The sequence below is a fragment of the Rhodococcus sp. YH1 genome, assembly GCF_009939605.1.
Lineage (GTDB): Bacteria > Actinomycetota > Actinomycetes > Mycobacteriales > Mycobacteriaceae > Rhodococcus > Rhodococcus aetherivorans.
The window spans coordinates 1-11,855 of record NZ_WVTE01000226.1 but is presented as its reverse complement, the minus strand read 5'-3'; the positions used below and the strand labels follow the sequence as shown (position 1 = coordinate 11,855).

Genomic DNA, 11,855 nt, shown 5'->3' with positions numbered 1-11,855 from the left:
GACCGAACGGAGCATCGCAGTGTTCGAGAAGAATCCGCCGGTTCCCGGCTCACCCGCCGGTTTCGAGGTCCCGGTCGAGGAACCCACCACCCCGACGGACCCGCCACCGGCCAAGCCCGACCAGCGTGAACCCATCCCGGTCACTGCCACCGGCACCCCCGAAGACCTGCCCGACGGCGCGCGCGGGCCCCAGGGCCGGTACCTCACCACCGCGCAGGGCGCGCGGCTGACGGACACCGACCACTCCCTCAAGGCCGGTCGGCGCGGCCCCACCCTGCTGCAGGACCACCACTTCCGCGAGAAGATCACCCACTTCGACCACGAGCGCATCCCCGAGCGGGCGGTGCACGCCCGCGGCGCCGCGGCCCACGGCGTCTTCCGGGCCAACGGCGCCGCCTCGAAGATCACCCGTGCCGGGTTCCTGCAGAAGGGCGCCGAGACGCCCGTGTTCGTCCGCTTCTCGACCGTGCTCGGCTCGCGCGGCTCCGCCGACACCGTCCGCGACACGCGCGGCTTCGCGACGAAGTTCTACAGCGAGGAGGGCACGTTCGACCTGGTGGGGAACAACATCCCGGTGTTCTTCATCCAGGACGCGATCAAGTTCCCCGACGTCGTCCACGCGGCCAAGCCGCACCCGGACCGGGAGATCCCGCAGGCGCAGAGCGCACACGACACGTTCTGGGACTTCGTCTCGCTCCACACCGAGGCCACCGCCCACACCCTGTGGAACATGTCCGACCGCGGCATCCCCCGCTCCTACCGGATGATGGAGGGCTTCGGCGTCCACACCTTCCGCATGGTCAACGCCGACGGTGAGACGTCGCTGGTGAAGTTCCACTGGAAGCCGCGCCTGGGGGTGCACTCGCTGGTGTGGGAGGAGGCGCAGCTGCTCGGCGGCATCGACCCGGACTTCCACCGCCGCGACCTCGCCGACGCGATCGAGGCCGGGGCCTACCCGGAGTGGGATCTGGGCGTGCAGGTCTTCCCCGACACCCCGGAGCAGATGTTCGAGGGCATCGACCTGCTCGATCCCACCAAGATCGTCCCCGAGGAGCTCGCGCCGGTCCAGCTGATCGGGACGATGCAGCTCAACGCCAACCCGACCAACTTCTTCGCCGAGACCGAACAGGTGGCCTTCCACCCCGGGCACCTCGTGCCGGGTATCGACGTCACCGACGACCCGCTGCTGCAGGGCCGGCTGTTCTCCTACCTCGACACCCAGATCAGCCGGCTCGGCGGGCCCAACTTCGGTCAGCTGCCCATCAACCGGCCGCATGCGCCCGTCAACGACATGCTGCGCGACGGCATGCACCAGACCGGTATTCATCCCGGGGCGGCCCCGTACCGGCCCAACTCGCTCGGGGCCGGCTGCCCGTTCCTGGCCGGCGCCGAAGGGGCTGCGTTCATCGACGTGCCGGCACCCATCGCCGCCGGGGTCAAGGAACGCGCACAGCCGAGTTCGTACGACGACCACTTCTCGCAGGCGCGACTGTTCTACACCAGCCTGTCCGAGGTCGAGAAGCAGCACGTGGCCGACGCCTACAGCTTCGAACTCGGCAAGTGCTTCGAGCAGGCGATCAAGGAGCGGGCCCTGCGCGTGCTCGCGAACATCGATGCCGGACTGTGCGCCACCGTCGCGGCCGGCCTGGGGCTGCCGGCACCGGAGCCGACGGTGGCCCTCGCCGGTGAGTCGCTGCGCAGCGAGGCGCTGTCCCAGGTCGGTGCGACCTGGCCGATCGAGGGCCGGATGGTCGGCATCGTCGCGGACGACAGCGCCGACGTCGCCGAGGTCGCCAAGGCCGTCGCCGCGGTGGCCGCCGCGAAGGCCGTGCCGCTGGTGATCGGCCCGCACGGCGGCAAGCTCGACGGCGGCCGCAAGGAGGTGCCGATCTCGCGGACCTTCGCCACGGCCCGGTCCGTCGAGTACGACGCGCTGCTGCTCGCGAGCGCCCCGGCCGATCCGCGCGTGCGCGTCCTGGTCGACGAGACGTTCCGGCACTGCAAGGCGATCGGCACGTGGGGCGCCGGCACCGAGGCGCTCGAGCACGCGGCCGTCCACCCCGAGGCCCCGGGTGTGGTCACCGCCGACGATCCGGAAGCGGTGGTCACCGGGATCGTCGACCTGCTCGGCGCCCACCGCGTGTGGGAGCGGGCCCAGGCCTGACCCCCGCGCGCCCCCCCGCCTGGGATGGTGGCCGAATGTCACACCGCTTCGATTAGATTGAACGCGTGTGACATTCGGCCACCACGGGTGTGTCAGGAGAAGGGCTTGCCGCCGGTGACGGCGATGACCTCGCCGGTGATGTAGCTCGACTCCTGCGAGGCGAGGAAGACGTACGCCGGCGCCAGTTCGGCCGGTTGCCCGGGGCGACCGAGCGGGACGTCGTCACCGAAGGACTCGAACTTCTCCCGCGGCATGGTGGCCGGGATCAGCGGCGTCCAGATCGGGCCCGGGGCAACGGCATTGACCCGGATTCCCCGCTTCGCGACGTCCGCCGCCAGCCCCTTGGTGAAGTCGACGATGCCGGCCTTGGTCGTGGCGTAGTCGAGCAGTTCCGGCGAGGGGCTCGTCCCCTGGATCGACGACGTGTTGATGATCGTCGAGCCCGGCTCCATCACCCCGACCCCGAACTTGCACAACCAGAACAACGCGTACAGGTTCGTCTTCAGCACGCGATCGAACTGCTCGGTCGTGATGTCGGCGATCCCGTTCATCTGCACCATCTGGAACGCCGCGTTGTTCACCAGGATGTCCAGGCCGCCGAGTTCGCGCACCGCCGTGTCGACCAGGTGCCGGCAGTGTTCCTCGACGCGGATGTCACCCGGCACCGCGACGGCGCGCCGGCCCGCGTCCTCGACCCACCGCACGGTGTCGCGGGCGTCGTCCTCCTCGGACTCGAGATAGCTGAGGACGACGTCGGCGCCCTCGCGGGCGAAGGCGATCGCGACGGCCCGGCCGATCCCGGAGTCGGCACCGGTGATGAGCGCCCGCCGGCCCTCGAGCCTGCCGCTGCCGCGATAGGTCCGCTCGCCGTGGTCGGGTGCCGACACCATGTCGGACGTGAGGCCCGGATATTCGAGCTCGGGTTGCCGCTCGCGATCCGGTGCCGGGTACTGCTCGACCGGATTGCGGGGCCGGTGCTGGTCGGTCATGGTTCCTCCCTCGAGGTCTGCGGGCGAGTGCCGGCGCCCCCGGACGGGGACCGCCGGGTCCGGCCGGTGCATACCCGGACCCGGGAGCGGGTACACGGGGGACACGGTCGGCGAATCCGAGCGCCGCAGCGCTCTCCCGGCCCGACTTCTGGAAAGGATGCGGCTGTGACGGAACACGAGAACGAGTTTCGGAGAAGCGACGAGACCCGGGCGGGTGCCGATCCGGTGCACGGCAGGCAGACGTACAACAGGGATCTGACGACCGACAGCGACTTCCCGGCCGACGACGCCCGCACGATGCGCAGCCACGCCGGCGAGGCCCTGACCGACTCCAAGGGCTGGCCCGGCTACTTCTTCCTGGGCCTCGGGCTGCTCCTGCTCGGGCTGACGCTGGTGGCCGCCGGGTACGGATTCGAGGGCTGGGCGTGGATCGCCGGCCCGGCGTGCATCGTGTCCTTCGCGGTGGGCGCCGTGCTGGTCATGCTGGAGCGCAAGCGGGTCCGCGACGTCGAGGGAACGAGCCTGCGCGAGCCGCGCGGTCACTGACGCCCACCGGCCCGCCCGGCCCGGGGTGCTGCGGCTGCGCACCCCGGGCCGGCCCGGTCCGTCGTCACGACGGGTAGTGTGCCCAACCGTGAATCCACGCCCGCAGACGTCCGCGCCGATGCGTGGCGCGTTCGTGGGTTCGACCTCCGCCGCGGTGTCCGTCGCGGCCCACGGCCTGGCGGGCGGCGAAATTCCGTCCCAGTCGTCGGTGGTGCTGCTGATCGCCGCCTGCGCCGCGTTCGGCGCCGCGGTGTCCGCCATCCGGCCGTCCCGGCTGCTGCCCGCCCTGGTGCTCACCCTGGGGGCGGGACAGATCGTCGGTCACACCGTCCTCACCCTCACCGCCGAGCACGCCCACGGCCCCGGGCTCTCGCCCGCGATGCTCGGCGCCCACGCCGCGGCCCTCGTCGTCTCCGCCGCCCTGATCCGGGCGGCCGAGCAGGGCTGTGCCGCGGCGCTCGGCGTGTTGCGGCGCATCGTCGCCGCGGTGCTCACCCCGCCCCCGGCGCATGCGCCGCTGTGGGTGGCCACGCCGTCGCACCGGGCACGTCTCGTGCTGCGGGTGCTCGTTTCCGCGCAGGCCGGCACCCGGGGTCCGCCCCGCACCGCCTGACCCGATCCCGTTCCGCCGTGGCCCGTACGCCGCGGCGGCCTTCCCCGTGTGCCGACGCCCGGCGCGGTGCGCCGCCCCTCGATACGGCGCTGCGCGCTGCCGTCGCCACCGACGATCGAAACGAGCATTCGCATGTCCACGACCGACCTCGGGACGGATCGTCCCGTCCCACCCCGTTCCCGCCCGGACCGATCCGCGGCGCCCGCGCTGCACCCGCTGATGCTGCGGCTGCACTTCTACGCCGGCATCCTCGTCGCCCCGTTCATCCTGATCGCCGCGGTCAGCGGCGGCCTCTACGCCCTGGCCCCGACGATCGAGCAGCTCGTCTACCGCGACCAGCTGCACACCGACGCCACCGGTCCGGCCGTGCCGGTGGCGGAGCAGATCCGGGTGGCCGCCGGACAGCGCCCCGATCTCACCGTCACCGCGGTGCGGCCGGCCGCGGCCCCCGGCGAGACCACCCGGGTCCTGTTCGCCGACCCGAGCCTCGGCGAGTCGCAGCGGCTCGCCGTCTTCGTCGACCCGGTCACCGCGCGGCCGCTCGGTGAGCTGGCCGTCTACGGCAGCAGCAGCGCGCTGCCGGTCCGGACCTGGATCTCGCAGCTGCACCGGCACCTGCATCTCGGCGAGCCCGGCCGCCTCTACAGCGAGCTGGCCGCGTCCTGGATGTGGGTGATCGCGCTCGGCGGCGTGTACCTGTGGGTGCGCCGCTACCGCACGGTGCGTGCCCGCCACGCCCAGGCACGCCTGCTCACCGTCGACCGCACCGCCACCGGCCGGTCCCGCACCCTCGGCTGGCACGGCGTGGTGGGCGTGTGGATCGCGGTGGGCCTGGTGTTCCTGTCCGCGACCGGCCTGACCTGGTCCCGGTTCGCCGGCGACAACATCGCCGAGCTGCGGGCCGCGCTGCACTGGAAGACGCCGACCGTCGACGCGACCCTGACCGGGGGCGGCGCCGCGGCCGCGACGGGCCACGAGGGGCACGGCGGCCACGCCGGGCACGCCGCCGACCCGGGACTGCTCGACGCGAACATCGCCCGGATCGACTCGGTGCTGGACACGGCCGCCGCCGCGGGACTGACCGGGGTCGTCGAGGCCTCGATCCCGGCGCGCCCCGGCACCGCGTTCACCGTCGCCGAAACCCGCCAGCCCTGGGTGTACGGCATCGACTCGGTCGCCGTCGACGGCGCGACCGGCGAGGTCGTCGACGTGTCGCGGTTCGCGGACTGGCCGCTCGCCGCGCAGCTGACGTGGTGGTCGATCACTCTCCACATGGGCATCATGTTCGGGCTCGTCACGCAGGTCGCCCTGGCGCTGCTGGCGGTGGCGTTGATCACGGTCGTGCTGCGCGGCTACGTGATGTGGTGGCGGCGACGGCCCACGCGAGGGTCGGCGTGGGCCGTCGGCCGGGCCCCGGCACGCGGCGCGCTGCGCCGCATCGGCGCAGGTCCGGCGGTCGCGATCGGCGTCGCGGCCGCGGTCGTGGGCTGGTTCGCCCCGGTGCTCGGGCTGAGCCTGCTGGCGTTCCTCGTCGTCGACACCGCCGTCGGGTGGCGCATGCGGGGGCGCGCATAATGGTCCCTCGTGTGCCGATCGACGAGGAGTGCCGGTGAGCGACGATCTGTCCGCGTACCGTAAGGAGTTCGCCCGCATCGAACGAAAGGTCGCCGGCGAGTTCGACGCCGGTCGGCGGCACCGTGTCCTCGTCGCCTGCATCGTCGCGGTGGTGCTGGGTCTGCTTCTGCCGCAGTCAGATACGGAATGGTCGTGGACGGTGCTCGGCACGTGGTTCGGGCACGACGCCACGACGACGGTGCCGATGCGGATCTTCGTGAGCCTCGCCCTGGTGTTCGGCGTGGTGTCGTCCACCGCGGCGCTGTGCACGCACCGCTGGCGGCTCGCGTCGGCGTCGATGCTCGGCTCCGGACTGGCGTCCCTGTTCGGGCTGCTCGGCTACTGGTCGCAGAACGGCATGCCGGTCGAGACCCCGCACGCCCCCGGCGCCGGGATGGTGCTGTCCTGGCTCGGCATGGTGGCGCTGACCTCGCAGTGGCTGCCCGTCGTGCTCAGCCGCTCCCCCACGGACCGGCACCCGCATCCGGTGACCACGCCCGTGCTCTGACGGGGCATCCGCGCGCCGTTCCTCGGCGCGCGGATGTCCCGTGTGCACGGATCCCCTGCGCGCCGGGGGGGACGCGGCGTACATTTCCCCGCCGAATCGGCCGCACCGGGTCGGCGCATTCCTCGGCGTGCGGTCAGGAGACGACGCCGTCGCCGTCCGCGCGACGTAGCAGGTAGGTGTCCATCACCCAGCCGCGCGCGGCCTTCGCGCGGGCGCGGGCCCGCTCGATGTCCGGCAGCACCTCCCGCAGCGGGCCGGCGACGAGTTCCTCGTCGGACGTGCCGAGGTCGGCGCCCCACCAGATGCGCCAATCACCTTCGAGCCGGGCGCATTCCAGCGCACCGTCGAGCATGACGACGAGGTTGTCACCGCCGGCCGCCACCTCCTGCGCGAGCCGGCGGCCCGTGGTGACGACGATCGGGCCGCCGATCCGGTTGAGCACCAGCCGGTGCCGCGCCGCGAGCAGCGACACGCTGCTCACCCCGGGGATCACGTCGTAGTCGACGTCGAGCACGCCCCGGTCACGGATGCGCTCGACGACGCGAATCGTGCTGTCGTACAGGCTCGGATCGCCCCACACGAGGAATCCGGCGGTCTCGTGCTCGGCGACCTGCTCGCGCAGCACCGTCTCGTACGCGGCGGCCCGGGCGGCGTGCCAGTCCCGCACCTCGGTGCCGTAGGCGGACGGCGCGCGGTCCCGCGGCGGGTCCGGCACCGGGATCGTCCGGTAGTCGCCGGCGATGTGGCGACGGCAGATCTCCTCCCGCACGGCGACGAGGTCGTCGACGCCGCGCTGCTTGTCGGCGACGAGGAAGACGTCGACGTCGTTCAGCGCCCGGACCGCGGCCACGGTGAGGTCGTCGGGCCCGCCCGGCCCGATCCCGATCAGCCGCAGCCGCCTCCTCACGCGCGGTCCTCGAGGTCGCCCTCCACATCGAGGTAGGCCTGCTGCAGTTCCGCGAGCGTCGCCGGATCCGGTTCGGCCCACAGGCCGCGGTCGGCGGCCTCGGTGAGCCGTTCGACGATGCCGCGCAGCGCCCACGGGTTGGCCTCGCGCAGAAACCGCTGGTTCTCGGAGTCGAGGGCGTAGGTGCGGGCGAGGGTTTCGTACATCCAGTCGGCGACGACCCCGGCGGTGGCGTCGTAGCCGAACAGGTAGTCGACGGTGGCGGCGAGCTCGAACGCGCCCTTGTAGCCGTGCCGGCGCATCGCCGCGAGCCAGCGCGGGTTGACGACCCGGGCCCGGAACACACGGGCGGTCTCCTCCGCCAGCGAGCGGGTGCGGACCTGGTCGGGGGTGGTCGAGTCGCCGATGTAGGCCTTCGGATCCGCACCGGTGAGCGCCCGGACGGTGGCGACCATGCCGCCGTGGTACTGGAAGTAGTCGTCCGAGTCGGCGATGTCGTGCTCGCGGGTGTCGGTGTTCTTCGCCGCCACCGCGATCCGCCGGTAGTTGGCGCGCATGTCGTCCGCGGCCGGGACGCCGTGCAGGTGCCGCCCGTACGCGAACCCGCCCCACGCGGTGTACACCTCGGCGAGATCGGCGTCGCTGCGCCAGTTTCCGGAGTCGATGAGCGGCAGGATGCCGGCGCCGTAGGAGCCGGGCCTGGACCCGAAGATGCGGCGCACCGCGCGCTCGGGGTCGCCGTGCTCGGCCTCGTCGCGGCGGGCGTGCGCGCGCACGTAGTTCAGCTCGTCAGGTTCGTCGAGGGCCGCGACGGTGCGGATCGCATCGTCGAGCATCGCGACGACGTGCGGGAAGGCGTCGCGGAAGAACCCGGAGATGCGGACGGTGACGTCGATCCGCGGCCGGCCGAGCTCGTCGAGCGGGATCACGGTCAGCTCGCGCACCCGCCGGGACTCGGCGTCCCATTCCGGGCGCATGCCGATCAGGGCGAGGACCTCGGCGATGTCGTCACCGGAGGTGCGCATCGCGGAGGTCCCCCACACCGACAGGCCGACCGAGGGCGGATAGCCGCCGGTGTCGGCGCGGTACCGGTCGAGCAGGTTGTTCGCGAGCGCCACGCCCGTGTCGTAGGCGAGCCGGCTCGGCACCGCCTTCGGATCGACGGTGTAGAAGTTGCGGCCGGTGGGCAGCACGTTGACCAGGCCGCGCAGCGGCGATCCGGACGGGCCGGCGGGCACGTAGCCGCCGTCGAGGGCGTGCAGCACCGCGTCGAGCTCGTCGGTGGTGCGTGCCAGGCGCGGCACGACCTGCTCGGCGGCGAAGGCAAGCACCCGCTCGACCTCCGGGTCCGCCCCGCCCAGCACGGACTGCACGACCGTGGCGGCGCTGCCGGCCTGCCAGCCGGCGTCCTCCATGCCCTGCACCAGTGCCCGGGCCAGCGCCTCGACCGCGTCGGTCTCGGTGAGCGGCGCGTCCGGCTTCAGGCCGAGGGCGGTGCGCAGACCGGGCACGGCGTGGGCCCGCCCGCCCCACACCTGGGCGGCCCGCAGCACCGACAGCACCAGGTTCACGCGGGCCTCGCCGACGGGTGCCGTGCCGAGCACGTGCAGGCCGTCGCGGATCTGCGCGTCCTTCACCTCGCACAGCCAGCCGTCGACGTGCAGCAGGAAGTCGTCGAACTCGGCGTCGTGCGGGCGGTCCTCGAGCCCGAGGTCGTGGTCGAGCTTGGCGGCCTGGATCAGCGTCCAGATCTGGGCGCGGATCGCCGGCAGCTTGGCCGGGTCCATCGCCGCGATGTTCGAGTACTCGTCGAGCAACTGCTCGAGACGGGCGATGTCGCCGTACGACTCGGCGCGCGCCATCGGCGGGATGAGGTGGTCGACGATGGTGGCGTGGGCGCGGCGCTTCGCCTGGGCCCCCTCGCCCGGGTCGTTGACCAGGAACGGGTAGATCAGCGGGAGGTTGCCGATGGCGGCGTCGGTCGCGCAGGCCGCGGACAGGCCGGCGTTCTTGCCGGGCAGCCACTCCATCGAGCCGTGCTTGCCGAGGTGGACGACGGCGTCGGCGCCGAAGCCGTTCTCCACCCACCGGTACGCGGCGAGGTAGTGGTGCGACGGCGCCATGTCCGGATCGTGGTAGATCGCCACGGGGTTCTCCCCGAACCCCCGGGGCGGCTGGATCATCAGCACCACGTTGCCGGCCTGCAGGGTGGCCAGGACGATCTCGCCCTCGGGAGCGGACTGCCGGTCCACGAACAGCTCGCCGGGGGCCGCGCCCCACGCCTCGGTCATCGCGTCGGTCAGTTCCGCGGGCAGGTCCGCCGTCCACTCGCGGTACTGCGCCGCGCTCACCCGGACCGGGTTGCCCGCCATCTGCTCGGCGCTGAGCCATTCCTCGTCCTGCCCGCCCGCGGCGATCAGGGCATGGATCAGCGCGTTGCCCGCCTCGGCGTCGTCCGCGGTGTCGAGGCCCGGGAAGCCGTCACCGAGGTCGTAGCCGCGCTCCCGCAGCGCGCGCAGCAGCCGGATCGCGGACACCGGGGTGTCCAGGCCGACGGCGTTGCCGACCCGGGAGTGCTTCGTCGGATACGCCGAGAGCATGATCGCCAGGCGCCGCCGTGCGGGCGGGATGCGCCGCAGGCGGGCGTGCGCGACGGCGATGCCGGCGACGCGGCGGCAGCGTTCGGGGTCGGTGACGTAGCGGGGCAGGCCGTCGGCGCCGAATTCCTTGAACGAGAACGGCACGGTGATGATGCGGCCGTCGAACTCGGGGACGGCGATCTGCGTCGCGGAATCGAGCGGGGAGACACCCTCGTCGGAGTCGGCCCACGCGTCGCGTCCCCAGGTCAGGCACAGCGCCTGCAGGATCGGGACATCCAGGGCGGCGAGCGCTTCGACGTCCCAGGCATCGTCGTCGCCGCCGGCGGAGACGGTGGCGGGGCGGGTGCCGCCGGCGGCGAGGACCGTGACGATCAGGGCGTCGAGGGTGCCGAGCTCGGCCAGCAGGCCCGCGGGGGCACCGCGCAGCGTGGAGCAGAAGATCGGCACGGCCACCGCGCGGCCGGTGGCGTCGACCGCCTGCGCGAGATCGCGGACGAAACGGGTGTTTCCGCTGGTCTCGTGGGCGCGGTAGTAGAGGATGCCCACCCGCGGCAGGCCGGGATCGGTCGCGGCGGGCGCGTGGCTGCCCCACGCGGGCAGCGCGGCCGGCGGCTCGAAGCCCTCGCCGGTGAGCAGGACGGTGTCGGACAGGAAGGCATGCAGCTGGGCGAGGTTCGCGGGCCCGCCCTGCGCGAGGTAGGCGTGCGCCTCGGTGGCGATACCGACGGGGACGGTCGAGTGGCTCATCAGCTCGGCGTCGGGCAGCTGCTCGCCGCCGAGCACGACGACGGGTGCGCCGTGCGCCAGGACCGCGTCGATACCGTTCTGCCAGGACCGGACGGAGCCCAGGATGCGGACGATCACCAGGTCGGCGCCGTCGAGGAGGCGGGGAAGCTCGGTCTCGACGTCGAGGCGCGACGGGTTGCCCAGCGCGTACTCGGCGTCCGAGCTCAGCGCCGACAGCAGGTCGGTGTCCGACGTGGACAGCAGCGCGAGCCGCGTCACGACCGGGCCCCGCGCAGTTCCCGATCGCCCCTGCGCAGCACGAAATCAGCCATGTTCAGTCTCCAAACCCTCGTGGACTTCCCGCGCCGTGGCCGGTCTCCTGGCTGACGGATCATCGCTGCCGCGCCGACCTTCCCGGACTTCCGTCCAGTGGTCTCCGGACCGGCGGACCGGTCCGGACGAGGGCGAGCACCTACCCGCTCACAGTGGCGAGGGCCGCGCCGGTCTCACACCGGCTTCCCGAGCACCACGGCAGGTGGAGCGTAACGCACCGCTTCCTCGTCGTGTGCAACCATGTGCCCCCATGGCCGACCTTCCCCCGGACCGGTGCCCCGGTCTGCTGCGCCCCCACCTCGCCGCCGACGGCGCGCTGGTGCGGCTGCGCGCGCCCGGCGGCAGGCTCCCGGACGGCGGACTGCGGGCGCTGTCGGCGGCGTCGACCGCCTTCGCGGACGGCGACGTCCACCTCACCTCGCGCGGAAACCTGCAGCTCAGGGGCGTCACGGTGGACGAGTGCGGCGGTGTGCCTGCCGGCCTCGTCGACGCGGTGTCGGCGGCCGGGTTCCTGCCGGCACCGTCGCACGAACGGGTCCGCAACGTCGTCGCCTCGCCGCTGTCCGGGATCGTCGGAGGACGCGCCGACCTCCGTCCGCTCATCGGCGCGCTCGACGCCGCCCTGTGCGCCGAACCCGTGCTCGCGCAGCTGCCGGGCCGGTTCCTGTTCGGCCTCGACGACGGTCGCGGCGACGTCGCGGCCCTGCGCTGCGACCTCGCCGCGGTGGCCGCCGACTCGGGGCTGTTCGAGATCGCGATCGGCCGGCTCTGCGGTCCGGTGGTCCCGGCCGACCGGGTCGTCGACACGCTGATCGACCTGGCGCGGCGGTTCGCGGCGGTGCGCGGCACCCGCTG

General features: G+C 73.1%; 8 protein-coding genes, 1 pseudogene and 1 riboswitch. Of the genes and pseudogenes, 6 read left to right on the top strand and 3 right to left on the bottom strand.

All coding sequences use genetic code 11. From position 1 onward, the window contains the following. Positions 1–19 precede the first annotated feature (19 nt). Entirely contained in the window at positions 20–2,164 is a 2,145-nt protein-coding gene (locus tag AIIKEEIJ_RS19200) for a catalase (protein WP_161996359.1), read from the top strand. A 92-nt stretch (positions 2,165–2,256) separates the two neighbouring features. On the opposite strand, the gene AIIKEEIJ_RS19195 is transcribed toward AIIKEEIJ_RS19200, so the two are convergent. Continuing rightward, a complete protein-coding gene (locus AIIKEEIJ_RS19195) occupies positions 2,257–3,153 on the bottom strand; it encodes an SDR family oxidoreductase (RefSeq protein WP_161996358.1) in 897 nt (298 codons plus the stop codon). A gap of 225 nt (positions 3,154–3,378) precedes the next feature. Between AIIKEEIJ_RS19195 and AIIKEEIJ_RS19190 the strand changes: the two genes are divergently transcribed. From AIIKEEIJ_RS19190 to AIIKEEIJ_RS19175, 4 genes are all read left to right on the top strand, one after another. After that, complete coding sequence (locus AIIKEEIJ_RS19190; protein ID WP_029545390.1) at positions 3,379–3,699, top strand: hypothetical protein; 321 nt, start codon at positions 3,379–3,381, stop codon at positions 3,697–3,699. An 88-nt stretch (positions 3,700–3,787) separates the two neighbouring features. Next, positions 3,788–4,312, top strand: a complete 525-nt coding sequence (locus AIIKEEIJ_RS19185) for a hypothetical protein (protein WP_029545392.1) — start codon at positions 3,788–3,790, stop codon at positions 4,310–4,312. Between the two features lie 132 nt (positions 4,313–4,444). Then, entirely contained in the window at positions 4,445–5,887 is a 1,443-nt protein-coding gene (locus AIIKEEIJ_RS19180) for a PepSY domain-containing protein (protein ID WP_161996357.1), read from the top strand. 34 nt (positions 5,888–5,921) lie between these two features. After that, positions 5,922–6,434, top strand: coding sequence for an Rv2732c family membrane protein (locus AIIKEEIJ_RS19175; protein ID WP_006945430.1), 513 nt, complete (start codon positions 5,922–5,924; stop codon positions 6,432–6,434). 133 nt (positions 6,435–6,567) lie between these two features. Here AIIKEEIJ_RS19175 and cobF read toward each other — a convergent pair whose 3' ends face one another. Both cobF and cobN read right to left on the bottom strand, forming a co-directional pair. After that, the gene (gene cobF, locus AIIKEEIJ_RS19170; protein ID WP_006945429.1) at positions 6,568–7,341 is read right to left on the bottom strand and encodes a precorrin-6A synthase (deacetylating); all 774 of its coding nucleotides are present in this window, start codon (positions 7,339–7,341) and stop codon (positions 6,568–6,570) included. Continuing rightward, positions 7,338–10,946 (bottom strand): cobaltochelatase subunit CobN, encoded by a 3,609-nt coding sequence (gene cobN / locus AIIKEEIJ_RS19165; protein WP_043802360.1) that lies wholly within the window; start codon positions 10,944–10,946, stop codon positions 7,338–7,340. Before cobN ends, cobF begins: the two co-directional genes overlap by 4 nt. A gap of 73 nt (positions 10,947–11,019) precedes the next feature. After that, positions 11,020–11,213, bottom strand: a riboswitch (cobalamin riboswitch). 37 nt (positions 11,214–11,250) lie between these two features. Between cobN and AIIKEEIJ_RS19160 the strand changes: the two are divergent. After that, positions 11,251–11,855 (top strand): annotated as a pseudogene (locus AIIKEEIJ_RS19160) (cobalamin biosynthesis protein CobG); the annotation flags it as partial.